The sequence below is a fragment of the Yokenella regensburgei genome (assembly GCF_003634235.1).
In the GTDB taxonomy this organism is placed as follows: Bacteria; Pseudomonadota; Gammaproteobacteria; order Enterobacterales; family Enterobacteriaceae; genus Yokenella; species Yokenella regensburgei.
The window spans coordinates 131,337-147,224 of the sequence record NZ_RBIZ01000003.1 but is presented as its reverse complement, the minus strand read 5'-3'; the positions used below and the strand labels follow the sequence as shown (position 1 = coordinate 147,224).

Below are 15,888 nucleotides of genomic sequence, written 5' to 3'. Positions count from 1 at the left end.
CGGAATGACAACGTTATTGTGCCGCCGCATACAGCTCGACAATCTGCTCCTGCGTGGCGGTTCGTGGGTTGCTTCTTATACAGGTATCCACCAGCGCGGCTTGCGCCCAGGCGTGGTAGTGCGCAGGAGTCGCGCCGAAATCGCTCAGCCGTTTTGTCAGTCCTACCGCCGCGATGCATTCACTTACCGCCGCGATAGCGTCCCGGCAGTCAGATTTCCTGCCGGTGAGTAGCCTGCCGATGTGACTGAACCGTTCGCCGCACACCAGCCGGTTAAACTCCATCACCGTTGGCAGCAGCATGGCGTTTGCCTGACCATGAGGAATATGCAGCGTGGCACCAGGCTGATGCGCCATGGCGTGGCACAGCCCGAGACCGGCGCTGGAAAACGCCATCCCCGCCATACAGGAGGCAAGCAACATGCTCTCCCGCGCGGCCAGATCGGAGCCGTACCCCACCGCTTTAGGCAGCGATTTGCTCATCAGCGTGATTGCACCCGTTGCCAGGGAATCGGTTAATGGTGTGGCATTCAGGGCGCTGTAGGCTTCAATGGCGTGGGTTATAGCATCAACCCCGGTTATCGCCGTAATATGAGCGGGAACCCCCTCGGTGAGCGCCGCATCCAGAATCGCCACATCCGGCATCAGTGATGCATGCGCGAGCACCTGTTTACGCCCGCTTTGCGCATCGATAATCACCGTGACGTTGGTCGCCTCTGAACCTGTCCCTGCCGTCGTCGGTATCGCCATAAGCGGCAGTCGCGGGTGCAGTACGCTCTGTTCCGTTATCTCTGTCAGCGTCTGGCCCGGATTAGTGGCAAGTAGCGCGACCGCTTTCGCCGCATCCAGTACCGATCCGCCGCCAAAAGCCACCACGCCATCGCACTGTGATCCCTGCAGTTGCACCACGGCGGCCCTGACGTCAGTGATACCAGGTTCGCCTACGGGGCACGGCCAGAGGGTTATCGCCAGGCCTTTCATCGTCAGGCTGCGTTCAAGCCCGGCGGTCATTCCCGCCTGCAGCAAAAAGCTGTCGACCATCACAAACAGATGACGCAGCCCGCGCGAATGCGCCTGCTGCCCGCAGACGCTGAGTGAACCAGAACCGTAAATCGTCACCGGGGGTACACTGAACGTTTTCACTCGCTGCTGATTCAGGGCATCGAAAGCCTGAAAGAGCGCCGTTTGCAATTCAGTTTGCATTGCTTCCCTCCGCGCCTGCTGGCATTAAACAATACGGAATGCGTCAACCAGTACGCAGCGGCGCAGACGAACAAAAGTGCGCGCGCTGGTCACCCCTTCTCCGGTTGGCGTGGTGATAGTCATGGTGGTCCAGCCCTCGCCGCCCAGCCCCAGACCGGCAATGCAGGGACCGTTTTTGACAAAAATGCTGGTATCAATGGCATTTGCCATCTGGTTCATGTTGTCGATGTTGCGTGAGTGCATGGCTGCCGTATGGTGACAGCCTCCCTCAAGCTTAACGGCAAGCGCGATGGCCTCTTCTACGTTTGCGACCCGCACCACGGGCAGTACCGGCATCATGAGTTCGGTCACGGCAAACGGATGGTTAGCCGGGGTTTCTACGAAAAGCAGACGAGTTTGTTCCGGCACCTGCAGGCCAATGGCTGCCGCGATCTTCGCTGCATCACGCCCTACCCAGTCGCGACTGACGGTCCCTTTTCCGCGCTCATCCACATTGTTCAACAGTACAGGCAGCAGCTGCTCTGCCTGGGAGGCGGTCAGATTTACCGCCTGCTGCCCCGCCATCAGACGCATCAACTCGTCAGCGACGGCATCAACAACAATCAGCACCTTTTCATCCGCGCAGATAATGTTGTTATCGAAGGAAGCGCCTTTGACTATCGCCTGCGCTGCACGCGCCAGATCCGCCGTTTCATCAACCACCACCGGCGGGTTACCGGCTCCCGCAGCAATCAGCCGTTTGTTGGTGTGTTTACGGGCCGCTTCAACCACCGCCTCACCGCCGGTCACCACCAGTAGCCCAATGCCCGGGTATTTGAAAAGACGCTGGGCGGTGTCGATATCCGGATTTGCCACGGTAACCAGCAGGTTTTCCGGGCCACCTGCGGCAACAATCGCCTGATTAAGTAACGTAATTGTGCGTTGCGAAACTCCTTTTGCTGCCGGATGCGGGGCAAACACCACGCTGTTCCCTGCCGCAATCAGGCTTATCGCGTTATTAATGACCGTTGCGGCCGGGTTGGTCGATGGCGTAACCGAAGCCACCACGCCCCACGGCGCGTTTTCGATAAGCGTCAGGCCGTTATCCCCGGTCAGCACCTGTGCTGACAGGCATTCCACGCCTGGCGTGCTCCGGGCTTGTGCGACGTTTTTGGCAAACTTATCCTCCACCCGTCCCATGCCCGTCTCGGAGACGGCAAGCTCCGCTAATTCCCTGGCATGTTTTTCACCAGCGTCACGAATGGCCTGAATAACAAGCTGGCGCATCGCAACACGTTTCAGCGCGGGCTGTGCGGCTTTGGCTGCCGCAACGGCATCATCAAGCGCTTCAAATACGCCAGCGGTCTGTGCGGGAGAGACAGCGCGCATTTGCTGTATTACCGTCCTGACCACCTGCTCGATATCCTGTTGATTCATGACATTGCGCCCTATTTATGGAAAATCACTTTGCCGCCCGATACCGCTTCATCGACGATACCGATGACACACAAATCGACCGGTGAGCCTTCGTTATGCCTGGCCTGACGTGCAGAGCTTCCGCTAACCAGCAACACCCACTCACCGGCACCGGCACCGATGTTGTCGGTAGCGACCGCGCACTGACCGTCCGGCTCCCCTCGGGCATTGAGAAACTCCACCATCAGCAGCTTGTCCTGCGCCAGCCCCTCGTGGCGCACGGTACAAACAATTTGTCCCGTTACTACAGCCAGTTTCATCGTCGCCTCCGGGCGAATCTGGGGATGACGCCATTGCTGGCGTCATCAGGAGTTAAAGCGTGCTTTCAGACTTAAAGCTGATAGGGAACACCTCTTCCAGATCGCCGTGCGGACGAGGGATAACGTGGACCGATACCAGTTCGCCGATCCGCTGCGCTGCAGCAGCACCTGCATCGGTCGCCGCTTTACATGCCGCCACATCGCCACGCACCATGGCCGTCACCAGACCACCGCCGATTTGCTTCACGCCAACCAGCTTCACGCGTGCCGCTTTTACCATTGCATCTGAAGCCTCAATCAGTGCGACCAGGCCCCGGGTTTCGATCATTCCTAATGCTTCCATTGTGTTTTCCTCTCAGACAGGGTCCTGACGGGACCGGTTAAGTAACACGTTCTGGCGGGCTGATTCGTTGACCCGCCGGGGTTTTCGATTGAGCCAGCGCCACCAGCGCCAGCTCGACAATCTCCTGCTCGCTACAGCCGCGCGATAAGTCGTGCAGCGGAGCCGCCAGTCCCTGAATCAGTGGCCCGACGGCCCGATACCCCCCCAGACGCTGGGCAATTTTGTAGCCAATGTTTCCGGCTTCCAGAGACGGGAAGATAAAGATATTCGCTCGCCCCTTGAGGGGGCTGTCCGGTGCCTTTTGCTGAGCAACGTCGGGTACGAAGGCTGCGTCAAACTGCAGTTCGCCATCAACAAGCAGCGTGGGTGCACGCTGGCGGACGAGTTCGGTCGCCTGCTGGACAGTGGCAACGCAGGGATGGCGCGCGCTGCCGTTGCTGGAAAACGAGAGCATGGCCACCCGTGGGGGTTCGCCGGTAATGGCCTGCCAGGTCTGGGCACTGGCGAGGGCGATATCCGCAAGCTGTGCCGCCGTGGGTTGGGGGACCACGCTACAGTCGGCGAAACCGAGCGGCTGACCGGCGTACTGGGGCAGCATTAAAAACAGCGACGATAAGGTGTTGTAGCCTGGCGCCAGCCCCGCAATCTGCAGCCCTGCGCGAAGCACGCGGGCGGTTGATGACAAATTGCCGGCAATACACACCTCCGCCTGGCCGCTACTGACAAGACTGGTGGCAAACAGCAGGGGATCGCAAAGTTTATCCAGCGCGTCCGGGGGTGTTTTCTCACCGGCACGCTGCTGCCAACGGGCGGCAAAATCTTCGCGCAGCGCCAGACTGCTCTTCGGATCGATAATCAGCATTCCGTCCAGCGCAATACCCTGACTCAACGCAAACTGGCGCAAGGCGAAGGGATTGGCAATCAGCAGCGGTTGCGCCAGCCCTTGCCTGAACAGGGTTCTGGCAGCCTTCAGTACCCGGCTATCCAGGGCATCCGCAAAGACGACCCGTCCTAGCGACTGCGCCGCTTTCGCACGACAACGCTCAACGATCATCATCCCCTCCCCGATATCCGATGGTTTCTCAGCAGGCCTGCCAGTTCGCTGGCCACGCCACGTACAGGAAGCGCACCGAAGACGGGGTACCAAACTCAATCGCCGATCCTTTAGGGATAAACATCACGTCCCCGGCTTTTGCGACCATGGTTTCTCCCTCATGGCGTACGTGCAGTTCACCTTCCAGCACCATGTCTATCTCGTCGTAGTTCAGCGTCCATGGGAAGAAGGCGTTCTCCCACTGCATGAATCCGGCAGCCATGCTGCTGCCGTCTTCCGCTGTAATGAGATCGGTTAACCCAACGCTGTGCGGCTCGGCCCCCGCAAACCGACCAAAGGAGACGCTGCTGCCAGTCACCACCTTGATACCCCCCTTGCCGGTGACCGACGTAAATGCGGGTGTCACCTCCCCTCCAACGGCTTCACGCTCTTTCATCACTTTTTCGAGAAGCTGTGCCACCAGGCTCTCGGTAAACTGCCCTTCCGGAAGCTCTGCGATAATGGCCTCACGAATGCGCTGGCGCTCAGTTTTTTCATCCCCCGCAGGCGCTGAAACAGTGTCATCTTCCACCAGCACCAAACCCAGAGTTTCGGCCACTTCCCGCGCCTCCGGGGTTATAATGCTGCGGCTCCGGGGGGCAACAAGTCGGGTTTCTCCCCGGACGTGGCTATCGCGAACATCATTCGCGGTGACTAACGTTTTCATCTGCATCCTCCTGTTCCGTTGCCAGATAATCCATTAATGGCTGGATGCTCTCTCGTGAGCGACAATTCAGCGCAAAAATGGGTTCCTGAAAGCCAATACTCAGCAGCAATTCGCGGGTCTCATCAACATTGGTGTCGGGCGCATCGATTTTACTTATTACGGCAATGTGGCGTTTATTGCCGCCAATATTAAGCAGCCCACTGGGGAGTCGATTCTCTTTTTCATTAGCAGCGTGAATATATATAATGAGATCGACATCCTGCAGACTGGTTATTAATGCCTGAAACCAACGCGGATGACTGAAATACTCACCCGGTGTATCAATATCACCGGCATCATTAAATTCAACCGCCTGCGTTTTTATTGCCGTGGAATAATTCCCCTGCAATGCATTAAATAGCGTGGTTTTTCCGGCGCCAACCATACCCACAAAAGCTATCCGTCTCATCAGGTGGCCTTTAGCTTTTCGTCAAGGTGCACAGGGTGTAGTTCAGGGTGCGACCAAGCGCGGTAACCGTCTGATTTAAAGACTCTTCCACGGCACCCACTGAGCCATAGATAACCAGTGCGCCGCTGAAACGGTCGAGGAAACCGATATGGACGTCAGCCGCTTTAGTGGCGAAATCTCCGGCAATCATCGCGGTTTCTCCCGGCGTGAGGGTCATGATGCCAATCGCTTCCGCACCGGGGACGCCTATTTTCTTGGCCAGCTCATCTCCGGGGTGAGCAATAAGATGCGCCAGTGTTACCTGTTTCCCGGGAACAAACTCCTGAATAATACGTTCTGTTTCCATCGCCCCCTCCACCTGTAATAAACGCCATAGTGGCAAGTTATCCGCAGAGCGAATAACAAAAATCGGCAAAGGATGAGGAAAGGTGAAGTGGATCACTAAGAAATAAAAAAAGCGCGAGGGGTTAGCCTCGCGCTTTTTTATTAACGAAAGAAATTACAGCGGCTGAGTCTGCGCTTCAACCACCGCCAGCGCCACCATGTTCACAATACGGCGAACAGATGCGATTGGCGTCAGTACGTGTACAGGTTTTGCAACCCCCATCAGTACCGGGCCCACGGTAACTCCTTCAGAGCTGGAAACACGCAGCAGGTTGTAGCTGATACGTGCCGCTTCCATGTTTGGCATCACCAGGATGTTGGCAGAGCCTCTGAGCGGGCTGTCCGGCATCCGCTCATTACGGATGCTTTCCACCAGCGCGGCATCGCCGTGCATTTCACCGTCAATCATCAGCTCCGGCGCGCGTTCGCGAACCAGCTCCAGCGCTTTGCGCATTTTCAGCGCCGCCGGGCAGTTCGAGGTGCCAAAGTTGGAATGCGACAGCAGCGCCACGCGCGGTTCAATACCAAAACGCTGGACGGTTTCTGCCGCCATCAGCGCAATCTCCGCCAGCTGTTCTGACGTTGGGTCGTCGTTGACGTAGGTATCGGCGATAAAGGTGTTACCGCTCGGCAGCAGCAATGCGTTCATCGCACCGGCAGTATGCACGCCATCACGATACCCAAACAGCTGCTGGATAACGCTGAAGTGCTCATGGTAGTCACCGATAGTACCGCAGATAAGCGCATCGGCTTCGCCGCGCTGCACCATAATGGCGCCAATCACCGTCGTGTTGCTGATAACCGCCCGCTGCGCCTGTTCCTGAGAAACGCCGCGACGCTTCATCAGGTCGTAGTATTCGCTCCAGTACTCTTTGAAGCGCGGATCGGATTCATTGTTGACGATTTCAAAATCGACGCCCGCTTTGATCTGCAGGCCCAGCTTCTGAATACGCATCTCAATCACGCTCGGGCGACCAATCAGAATCGGCTTCGCAAGGCCGAGAGTGATAAGCTCCTGGGTCGCATGCAGCACGCGGTTGTCTTCGCCTTCGGCCAGCACGACGCGCTTCGGATCTTTACGCGCCAGCGAGAAGATCGGTTTCATAAACAGGTTGGTTTTGTAGACGAACTCGCTGAGCTTATCGATGTAGGCATCGAAATCAGCAATCGGGCGTTTCGCCACACCGGAATCCATCGCCGCTTTCGCGACCGCCGGGGCAATCTTGACGATAAGACGCGGGTCGAACGGTTTCGGGATCAGGTAATCCGCACCGAAGCTCAGATCCTGGTCAGCATACGCAGAGGCCACCACTTCGCTCTGCTCGGCGTGCGCCAGCTCGGCAATCGCATGTACCGCCGCAAGCTTCATCTCTTCGTTAATTGCCGTAGCCCCGACATCCAGCGCACCGCGGAAAATGAACGGGAAGCACAGGACGTTGTTCACCTGGTTTGGATAGTCAGAGCGGCCGGTGCAGATGATGGCATCCGGACGAACTTCTTTTGCCAGGTGCGGCAGAATTTCTGGTTCTGGGTTAGCGAGGGCGAGGATCAGCGGCGCGCGCGCCATTTTCTTCACCATCGGCTGGGTCAGCACTTTCGGGCCAGAACAGCCGAGGAAGATATCCGCGCCGTCCATCACGTCGTCCAGCGTACGTTTGCCGTCGTCGTCAACCGCATAGGCCGCTTTGGTTTCCGCCATGTTCGGCTCGCGGTCTTTATAGATAACACCTTTCGAATCACACACCACGATGTTGCGCTTCTGCATACCGAGCGCCACCAGCAGGTTCATACAGGCAATGGCTGCCGCACCGGCGCCGGACACCACCATGCGCACATCAGAGAGGTTTTTCTCAACCACTCGCAGACCGTTGAGGATGGCCGCAGTACTGATAATCGCCGTGCCGTGCTGGTCATCATGGAATACCGGGATATTCATGCGCTCGCGCAGCTTCTGCTCAATGTAGAAACACTCCGGAGCTTTGATGTCTTCGAGGTTGATGCCGCCGAAGGTGGGCTCAAGCGCGGCCACCACATCGATAAATTTGTCGGGGTCCAGCTCATCGACCTCAATATCGAAGACGTCAATGCCTGCAAATTTCTTAAACAAAACGCCTTTGCCTTCCATCACCGGCTTGCCGGCCAGCGCACCAATGTTGCCAAGCCCGAGCACGGCGGTACCGTTAGAGACCACCGCAACCAGGTTGCCACGCGCGGTATATTTGTAGGCCGCCAGCGGGTCTTTTTCGATTTCAAGGCAAGGTGCGGCAACGCCCGGCGAATAGGCCAGCGCCAGGTCACGCTGGGTGGCCAGGGGTTTAGTCGGGGAAACCTGAATCTTCCCCGGAACCGGGAATTCGTGGAAATCAAGGGCACTTTGTTTCAACTGATCATCCATCTAATGTTCCTTTTACATATCGTTCTTGGTTGGAATTTAAGGTTAGCGTTCCCTGACTGCGCAGTATTACCCGTGACAACTTTCTAAACTTTGAAGGCCGCCAAACTCTGAGCAAAGAAACAAACGCTTGTTATCAATTACGAGGCTGTGTCCCGCCATTGGTCACGATGGCGACGCTGGGTAAAAAGCGCATTATCAAGGCGAAGGATGAAGGGCATAGCGGGCCTATGTCCAAATCCGACAACGCAGAGAATGCGCTTTTTACACGCGTCCCGAAGGGCTGAGGCTATTTTTACGCATGGCTGTGTTGCTCACGGCTCATTTGGGTCCCCAAATGACGCCGTTCGCGCCTTGCCCTGTGTAAAAATAGCCATCAGCGCCACTCGCGCACAATGGCGGGACACAGCCTTTACACCAATGTTAATCGCAGCGCGAAACAATGCCATCCCCGTCTGCTATGCTTTTTATCTGATTTACGGCTATACCACGGGTAAAAATGGAGTGAACCATGTCCAGAAGAGAGCTCGCCAATGCGATTCGCGCCCTGAGTATGGATGCTGTCCAGAAGGCCAATTCCGGCCATCCGGGCGCACCGATGGGAATGGCGGATATCGCCGAAGTTCTGTGGAACGATTTCCTGAAGCACAATCCTTATGATCCGCACTGGTACGATCGCGACCGCTTTGTGCTGTCGAACGGTCATGCCTCCATGCTGCTTTATAGCCTGCTGCATCTGAGCGGCTACGACTTGCCGATGGAGGAACTCAAGAACTTCCGCCAGCTGCATTCTAAAACGCCGGGGCATCCGGAAATTGGCTATACCCCGGGTGTGGAAACCACCACCGGGCCGCTTGGCCAGGGGCTGGCTAACGCCGTCGGGATGGCGATTGCGGAGCGCACCCTCGCCGCTCAGTTCAACCGTCCGGGTCACGATATCGTCGACCACTACACCTACGTGTTTATGGGAGATGGCTGTCTGATGGAGGGGATCTCCCATGAAGCCAGTTCGCTGGCGGGGACCCTGGGGCTCGGGAAACTGATTGGTTTCTACGACAGCAACGGCATTTCCATAGACGGCGAAACCCGCGGCTGGTTTACCGACGACACGGCTAAACGCTTCGAGGCCTATCACTGGCACGTGGTGCACGACGTCGACGGCCACGATCCGCAGGCCATCAAGCAGGCCATTCTTGAAGCACAAAGCGTGAAGGATAAACCCTCCCTGATTATCTGCCGCACCATCATCGGCTTTGGTTCGCCGAACAAGGCCGGGAAGGAAGAGTCGCACGGTTCAGCGCTCGGTGAAGCGGAAGTGGCGCTGGCGCGCCAGCAGCTTGGCTGGAAGTATCCACCGTTTGAGATCCCCAAAACCATCTACCAGGCCTGGGATGCGCGTGCAAAAGGAGAAAAAGCTCAACATGCCTGGAACGCTAAACTTGCCGCCTATGAGGCCGCGCATCCGCGACTTGCCGCCGAATTTAATCGCCGCAAAAACGGCGAGTTACCAAAGCACTGGCAGACGCTAACCAAAACGTATATTGAAACGCTGCAGTCAGAGCCAGCAAAAATCGCCAGCCGTAAAGCCTCACAGAACACGCTTAACGCGTATGGCCCGGCACTGCATGAGCTGCTCGGGGGATCTGCGGATCTGGCTCCCAGCAACCTGACCATCTGGAAAGATTCGGTGTCGCTGAAAGAAGATCCGGGTGGGAACTACCTTCACTACGGCGTACGAGAGTTCGGGATGACCGCCATCGCCAACGGCATCGCTCACCACGGGGGCTTTATCCCCTACACCGCCACCTTCCTGATGTTCGTGGAGTACGCCCGCAACGCGGCGCGCATGGCGGCGCTGATGAAGGCCCACCAGATAATGGTCTATACCCATGATTCCATCGGCCTTGGCGAAGATGGCCCAACGCACCAGGCCGTAGAGCAGCTCGCCAGCCTGCGCCTGACGCCAAACTTCAGCACCTGGCGCCCCTGCGATCAGGTAGAGACCGCCGTTGCCTGGAAAGCGGCGATTGAAAAGAACGACGGTCCAACGGCGCTGATCCTCTCACGCCAGAACCTCGCCCAGATGGAGCGGACGCCGGAGCAGGTGCAGGATATCGCCCGTGGCGGTTATGTGCTGAAAGAAGCGGGAGGCAAGCCGGATCTCATCCTGATTGCCACCGGTTCCGAAGTGGAGATTACCGTGCTGGCGGCCGAGAAACTGCGTGCAGAAGGTGTGAATGTGCGGGTGGTATCACTGCCTTCCACCGACGTCTTCGACGCCCAGGACCCGGCGTATCGCGAATCAGTACTGCCAGCAAGCGTTGCTGCCAGAGTGGCAGTAGAAGCGGGTATTGCCGATTACTGGTACAAGTATGTGGGTCTGAAGGGAGCAATAGTCGGGATGCGCAGCTACGGCGAATCCGCCCCGGCCGATAAGCTCTTCCCCTTCTTCGGCTTTACGGTCGAAAACGTGGTTGCGAAAGCAAAAGCGGTGCTTAACGGGTGATCCAAAGCGTGGGCCAGGCGTCTGGCCCCTGCCACTCATCGCATTCCGGCTGTTCGGCATAACGCACCAGCCGGAAGCGTTGACCATCGTAACGCCAGCGCGTGGTCACGCCGCAATCGCTGAGCCCCCGCCCTTTATCCAGGGTCACCAGTTCACGAGTTTTGATATCAAAGGTGGCGTTGACCATCTCGATTTCGCGCTCGTCGCTTGAGGACTGGAACGGCAGGCGCAGATGCACCGGCGTTGAGGAGAATGGCTTCTGGCGGGTGACCACCCACGCCCGGTAAATGGTGTTATAAGCGCCGGATTCACAGCTCATCATCATCAGCGCTTTGTCATCGGTTAGCGCCGTCACCCATACTTCCTGCCGCATCGGGTCTAGTGAGCACTGGCTGTTGTTCATTCGCCAGTTGCCGTAATCCATCAGATTATTGCTCTCTTCACGGCTCAAAGGCGCAGGCGTCGGGTTGATTTTTGCTACGCTTTTCAGCGCTGGCGCTGGCGGCACACTCAGCGGTGGATCGTCACCTTTGCGGATCCAGGCCGTCTCGCTGCCGACGCGCTTTTGCTGCCCGTCAATGAACAGCAGCGCCGCTTTAAGCCCCAGCAGAGAAATAGCCTGCTGGTCTTTATCAAGCGTGATGGCTTGCCCTTCCTGAACGTGCTGCAAAAATGCATTGATGGTGGCGGTATCGCTGGTCGTGAGCAACCATGGCGCAACCTGCCAGCGCTCGCCGGCCAGCGTTAACGGCGTGCCGTCGAGCAGCAGGCGATTAGCGATTGGTGGGGTTTTTGCTGTCGGGCTGGCGATGCCGCCAAGCTCTATGCGCAGGCTGGCATCGGTGTGCGCACCCGCGCTACGGCTCAGCGTCATCACCAGTCCGTGATGCAAACCGATGTTACGCGCCACGCAGAAATTCTGGTTATTACAGGTGACCAGCCAGTCAGAAAACACCTGCTGCGCCGGGGCTGCCCATACGGATGCCACCGGTAACCAACCGAATAATAAAAACAGCGCGACGCGATAAAGCATGAATGGCACAGCCCCAGAAGAAAAAAACACCAACTTACAAGTCTGTATCTTCACTGGCGAAGCGGCAACGCTCAATCAGATTTGTCGGATAGCGTGATGTAAATCAGGTGCTATTTTTCTTAACAAAATCAATCCATTAAACCCGACATTTTTAAATATTGCAGTAAGATCACCGCCTTACCGTCGAGAATTTTCCCTTCGCGCACCATCTGAAGCGCCTGTTCGAACGCCAGCTCCAGCACTTCAATGGCCTCATCTTCCACGCCACCACCGGCGCTGGCGCGCTGGCTCTCCTGATATTCAGCAATGAAGAAGTGGATAAGCTCGGTGACGCCGCCCGGAGACATGTACAGCTCAAACACCTTCTGCACGTCGCCCACCTCAAAGCCGGTCTCTTCTACCGCCTCTTTGCGGATACAGGCTTCTGGTTCATCGTCGTCGAGCAGTCCGGCGCAGGTTTCAATCAGCATGCCATCATCGTTACCATTAACCCAGGTCGCAATACGGAACTGACGCACCAGCACCACCGTTTTCTTATCACGGTTATAAAGCAGAATGGTGGCTCCGTTGCCGCGATCGTACACCTCGCGCTTATGACGCAGCGGTTCTCCGCCGGACAAACTCAGCTCGTAGGTGATGTTACGTAAAACAAAGTAATTTTCGGAGAGGATTTTATCTTTGATAACATGGATATTGAGCGACATGGAAGCTCCACAGCGTTAAGCGGTTCTCCAGTGTACGCCTCAGACCCCCTTCGCCGTCAACATTGTCATCGAGGACAGAAAAAATTCAGAGTTTTGTATATCTACGCGGTAAAGACGTATGATTATTTACATTAACTCCTTTTTTTCTCCACGATTACTTCAGCCCTTGCGGCTACAGTGTTCGAAGCGTTGCGATAACAAAAAAACAAGTAAAATGAGGTCCTGATTACAATGGCGAATTTCTTTATCGATCGCCCCATTTTTGCCTGGGTATTGGCCATCTTGCTGTGTTTAACCGGTACACTGGCCATTGTGTCATTACCTGTTGAACAGTATCCCAGTCTGACACCGCCGAACGTGCGAATTACCGCCAACTATCCTGGCGCTTCTGCACAAACGCTGGAGAACACGGTTACACAGGTTATCGAGCAGAATATGACCGGGCTCGACAACCTGATGTATATGTCATCACAGAGCAGCTCCTCCGGTCAGGCCTCCGTCACCCTGACTTTCACCGCTGGTACCGATCCAAACGAGGCCATGCAGCAGGTGCAAAACCAGCTGCAGTCGGCGCTGAGTAAGCTGCCTCAGGCGGTGCAGAATCAGGGGGTAACGGTCAGAAAAACCGGTGATACCAACATTCTCACCATCGCCTTCGTCTCGACCGACGGCAGCATGGATAAGCAGGATATCGCTGACTATGTGGCGAGTAACATTCAGGATCCACTGAGCCGCGTCAACGGCGTCGGGAGTATTAACCCCTATGGCTCGCAGTATGCGATGCGCATCTGGCTCGATCCGGCCAAGCTCAATAGCTTCCAGTTGACGGCAAAAGACGTTACCAACGCTATCTCCTCACAAAACGCGCAAATCGCGGTCGGACAGCTGGGTGGAACGCCCTCCATCGATAAGCAGGCGCTGAACGCCACCATTAACTCTCAGTCACTGCTGCAAACGCCAGAACAATTCCGCGATATTACGCTGCGCGTAAATCCGGACGGCTCGCTGGTCACGTTAGGCCAGGTCGCGACCGTCGAAATGGGCGCGGAGAGCTACGACTATCTCAGTCTTTTCAACGGGAAACCCGCCTCCGGGCTTGGGGTTCAGCTGGCCTCTGGCGCAAACGAAATGGCCACCTCAGAAGAGGTGATTAAACGCCTTGATGAACTCAAGCCGTACTTCCCGCATGGCCTTGAGTACAAGGTGGCCTACGAGACCACTTCGTTTGTCAAAGCCTCGATTACCGATGTGGTAAAAACCCTTCTGGAAGCCATTCTGCTGGTGTTCCTGGTGATGTATCTGTTCCTGCAGAATTTCCGCGCGACGCTGATTCCGACCATCGCCGTACCGGTGGTACTGATGGGGACGTTCTCAATCCTCTATGCGCTCGGCTACAGTATCAACACGCTAACCATGTTCGCGGTGGTGCTCGCCATCGGTCTGCTGGTGGATGACGCCATCGTGGTGGTGGAAAACGTTGAACGTATCATGAGCGAAGAGGGACTCTCGCCCCGGGAAGCGACGCGAAAATCGATGGGGCAAATCCAGGGCGCGCTGGTGGGGATTGCCATGGTGCTCTCCGCCGTCTTCATCCCGATGGCCTTCTTCGGCGGTACCACGGGGGCGATTTATCGCCAGTTCTCGGTGACTATTGTTTCGGCAATGGTGCTGTCGGTACTGGTGGCGCTGATCCTCACTCCGGCGCTCTGCGCCACGCTTCTGAAGCCGCTCAATAAAGGTGAGCATCACGGCCAGCGCGGCTTCTTCGGCTGGTTTAACCGCGTCTTTAACGCCAGCGCATCACGCTATGAAACCTTCGTGGGCAAAATTCTCCACCGCAGTCTGCGCGGACTCCTTCTCTACGTCCTGCTGCTGGGCGGCATGGTGTTCCTGTTCCTGCGCCTGCCAACCTCGTTCTTGCCGCAGGAAGACCGCGGTATGTTCCTCACCTCCATTCAGCTGCCGAGCGGCTCTACCCAGCAGCAAACGATGAAGGTCATGAAGAAAGTTGAGGATTACTTCTTCACCCATGAAAAAGACACGGTCAGCTCAATTTTCGCCACCGTCGGCTCCGGCCCGGGCGGGAACGGGCAGAACGTTGCCCGTATGTTTATCCGTCTGAAAGACTGGAAAGAACGCGATCCGAAAACCGGTTCTTCGTTCGCCATCATCGAACGAGCGACCAAAGCCTTCGACCAGATTAAAGAGGCGCGAGTCTTTGCCAACAACCCGCCCGCCATCAGCGGACTCGGGAGTTCTGCCGGTTTTGATATGGAGCTGCAGGACCACGCCGGCGCCGGGCATGATGCACTAATGGCTGCCCGCGATCGGTTGCTGAACCTTGCCGAGAAGGATCCGCGCCTGACCCGTGTGCGCCACAACGGCCTCGACGACAGCCCGCAGCTGCAGGTGGATATCGATCAGCGCAAGGCACAGGCGCTTGGCGTATCTATCGACGACATCAACGACACGCTGCAAACCGCCTGGGGGTCGAGCTACGTTAACGACTTTATGGATCGTGGCCGCGTGAAGAAGGTATACGTTCAGTCGGCAGCCAAATATCGCATGCTGCCGGATGATATCTATCAGTGGTACGTGCGGAACAACAGCGGCACCATGGTGCCCTTCTCCTCCTTCGCCTCCTCGCACTGGGACAGCGGCTCACCGCGTCTGGAACGCTACAATGGCTATTCAGCGGTAGAGATCATCGGGGAAGCGGCACCTGGAGTCAGTACCGGCACCGCAATGGACATCATGCAAAACCTGGTGAAAGAGCTGCCGGTTGGTTTTGGTCTGGAATGGACCGCGATGTCCTACCAGGAGCGTCTCTCCGGGGCGCAGGCTCCGGCGCTGTATGCCATCTCGTTGCTGGTCGTGTTCCTCTGCCTGGCCGCGCTGTATGAAAGCTGGTCGGTACCGTTCTCGGTGATGCTGGTGGTGCCTCTGGGGGTTATCGGCGCGTTGCTTGCCACCTGGATGCGTGGGCTGGAAAACGACGTTTACTTCCAGGTGGGCCTGTTGACGGTCATTGGGCTATCGGCGAAGAACGCCATTCTGATTGTGGAATTTGCCAACGAGCTCAATCAGAAAGGGGAAGATTTGCTCACCGCAACGCTTGACGCCTGCCGCCAGCGTCTGCGTCCGATTCTGATGACGTCGCTCGCCTTTATTTTTGGGGTATTACCGATGGCGACAAGCTCAGGTGCAGGCTCTGCCAGCCAGCACGCGGTCGGTACCGGCGTGATGGGCGGGATGATCTCCGCAACCGTCCTTGCCATCTTCTTCGTACCGCTGTTCTTTGTACTGGTACGCCGACGCTTCCCGCTGCAGGAACGGCCTAAATAACAGGTATAAAAAGGGCGGCTTCAAAGCCGCCCTTTTTACAGGTTCATTTTTAGAGGT

General features: G+C 56.8%; 13 protein-coding genes. 2 read left to right on the top strand and 11 right to left on the bottom strand.

Going from position 1 to position 15,888, the window contains the following annotated elements; all coding sequences use genetic code 11:
• Positions 1 to 13: 13 nt before the first annotated feature.
• The 9 genes from eutG to maeB all read right to left on the bottom strand — a co-directional run bounded on the left by eutG (position 14) and on the right by maeB (position 8,246).
• Positions 14 to 1,201: an ethanolamine utilization ethanol dehydrogenase EutG gene (gene eutG / locus C7387_RS00710; RefSeq protein ID WP_120815843.1), complete on the bottom strand. Its 1,188-nt coding sequence runs from the start codon at positions 1,199 to 1,201 to the stop codon at positions 14 to 16.
• Positions 1,202 to 1,225: 24 nt separating this feature from the next.
• Positions 1,226 to 2,617, bottom strand: coding sequence for an aldehyde dehydrogenase family protein (locus tag C7387_RS00705; RefSeq protein WP_038254897.1), 1,392 nt, complete (start codon positions 2,615 to 2,617; stop codon positions 1,226 to 1,228).
• An 11-nt stretch (positions 2,618 to 2,628) separates the two neighbouring features.
• Entirely contained in the window at positions 2,629 to 2,916 is a 288-nt protein-coding gene (gene eutN, locus C7387_RS00700) for an ethanolamine utilization microcompartment protein EutN (protein ID WP_038254899.1), read from the bottom strand.
• 52 nt (positions 2,917 to 2,968) lie between these two features.
• Positions 2,969 to 3,259 (bottom strand): ethanolamine utilization microcompartment protein EutM, encoded by a 291-nt coding sequence (gene eutM, locus C7387_RS00695; protein WP_006821107.1) that lies wholly within the window; start codon positions 3,257 to 3,259, stop codon positions 2,969 to 2,971.
• A gap of 37 nt (positions 3,260 to 3,296) precedes the next feature.
• Positions 3,297 to 4,313: a phosphate acetyltransferase gene (locus C7387_RS00690; protein WP_120815842.1), complete on the bottom strand. Its 1,017-nt coding sequence runs from the start codon at positions 4,311 to 4,313 to the stop codon at positions 3,297 to 3,299.
• A gap of 28 nt (positions 4,314 to 4,341) precedes the next feature.
• Complete coding sequence (gene eutQ, locus C7387_RS00685) at positions 4,342 to 5,019, bottom strand: ethanolamine utilization acetate kinase EutQ (RefSeq protein ID WP_038254903.1); 678 nt, start codon at positions 5,017 to 5,019, stop codon at positions 4,342 to 4,344.
• A complete protein-coding gene (eutP, locus tag C7387_RS00680; protein ID WP_120815841.1) occupies positions 4,994 to 5,467 on the bottom strand; it encodes a EutP/PduV family microcompartment system protein in 474 nt (157 codons plus the stop codon). The genes eutQ and eutP overlap by 26 nt, the downstream gene beginning before the upstream one ends.
• 10 nt (positions 5,468 to 5,477) lie before the next feature.
• The gene (gene eutS / locus C7387_RS00675; RefSeq protein ID WP_006821111.1) at positions 5,478 to 5,813 is read right to left on the bottom strand and encodes an ethanolamine utilization microcompartment protein EutS; all 336 of its coding nucleotides are present in this window, start codon (positions 5,811 to 5,813) and stop codon (positions 5,478 to 5,480) included.
• A 153-nt stretch (positions 5,814 to 5,966) separates the two neighbouring features.
• Complete coding sequence (maeB, locus tag C7387_RS00670; protein WP_006821112.1) at positions 5,967 to 8,246, bottom strand: NADP-dependent oxaloacetate-decarboxylating malate dehydrogenase; 2,280 nt, start codon at positions 8,244 to 8,246, stop codon at positions 5,967 to 5,969.
• Positions 8,247 to 8,754: 508 nt separating this feature from the next.
• On the opposite strand from maeB, the gene tkt reads away from it, so the two are divergent.
• Entirely contained in the window at positions 8,755 to 10,749 is a 1,995-nt protein-coding gene (gene tkt / locus C7387_RS00665) for a transketolase (RefSeq protein ID WP_120815840.1), read from the top strand.
• On the opposite strand, the gene C7387_RS00660 is transcribed toward tkt, so the two are convergent.
• Both C7387_RS00660 and nudK read right to left on the bottom strand, forming a co-directional pair.
• Complete coding sequence (locus C7387_RS00660) at positions 10,739 to 11,782, bottom strand: DUF1176 domain-containing protein (RefSeq protein ID WP_006821114.1); 1,044 nt, start codon at positions 11,780 to 11,782, stop codon at positions 10,739 to 10,741. The two genes, tkt and C7387_RS00660, sit on opposite strands and share 11 nt — an antisense overlap.
• Before the next feature lie 128 nt (positions 11,783 to 11,910).
• Positions 11,911 to 12,486, bottom strand: a complete 576-nt coding sequence (gene nudK, locus C7387_RS00655) for a GDP-mannose pyrophosphatase NudK (RefSeq protein ID WP_006821115.1) — start codon at positions 12,484 to 12,486, stop codon at positions 11,911 to 11,913.
• A 231-nt stretch (positions 12,487 to 12,717) separates the two neighbouring features.
• Between nudK and acrD the strand changes: the two genes are divergently transcribed.
• Positions 12,718 to 15,831, top strand: coding sequence for a multidrug efflux RND transporter permease AcrD (gene acrD, locus C7387_RS00650; RefSeq protein WP_006821116.1), 3,114 nt, complete (start codon positions 12,718 to 12,720; stop codon positions 15,829 to 15,831).
• Positions 15,832 to 15,888: the final 57 nt, after the last annotated feature.

What these genes read in the sequence shown, in the direction of transcription:
- maeB (WP_006821112.1), bottom strand. Translation starts at nt 8,246, where the DNA reads ATGGATGATCAGTTGAAACAAAGTGCCCTTGATTTCCACGAATTCCCG.
- eutN (WP_038254899.1), bottom strand. Translation starts at nt 2,916, where the DNA reads ATGAAACTGGCTGTAGTAACGGGACAAATTGTTTGTACCGTGCGCCAC.
- eutS (WP_006821111.1), bottom strand. Translation starts at nt 5,813, where the DNA reads ATGGAAACAGAACGTATTATTCAGGAGTTTGTTCCCGGGAAACAGGTA.
- eutQ (WP_038254903.1), bottom strand. Translation starts at nt 5,019, where the DNA reads ATGAAAACGTTAGTCACCGCGAATGATGTTCGCGATAGCCACGTCCGG.
- tkt (WP_120815840.1), top strand. Translation starts at nt 8,755, where the DNA reads ATGTCCAGAAGAGAGCTCGCCAATGCGATTCGCGCCCTGAGTATGGAT.
- eutG (WP_120815843.1), bottom strand. Translation starts at nt 1,201, where the DNA reads ATGCAAACTGAATTGCAAACGGCGCTCTTTCAGGCTTTCGATGCCCTG.
- eutM (WP_006821107.1), bottom strand. Translation starts at nt 3,259, where the DNA reads ATGGAAGCATTAGGAATGATCGAAACCCGGGGCCTGGTCGCACTGATT.
- nudK (WP_006821115.1), bottom strand. Translation starts at nt 12,486, where the DNA reads ATGTCGCTCAATATCCATGTTATCAAAGATAAAATCCTCTCCGAAAAT.
- eutP (WP_120815841.1), bottom strand. Translation starts at nt 5,467, where the DNA reads ATGAGACGGATAGCTTTTGTGGGTATGGTTGGCGCCGGAAAAACCACG.
- C7387_RS00705 (WP_038254897.1), bottom strand. Translation starts at nt 2,617, where the DNA reads ATGAATCAACAGGATATCGAGCAGGTGGTCAGGACGGTAATACAGCAA.
- acrD (WP_006821116.1), top strand. Translation starts at nt 12,718, where the DNA reads ATGGCGAATTTCTTTATCGATCGCCCCATTTTTGCCTGGGTATTGGCC.
- C7387_RS00690 (WP_120815842.1), bottom strand. Translation starts at nt 4,313, where the DNA reads ATGATCGTTGAGCGTTGTCGTGCGAAAGCGGCGCAGTCGCTAGGACGG.
- C7387_RS00660 (WP_006821114.1), bottom strand. Translation starts at nt 11,782, where the DNA reads ATGCTTTATCGCGTCGCGCTGTTTTTATTATTCGGTTGGTTACCGGTG.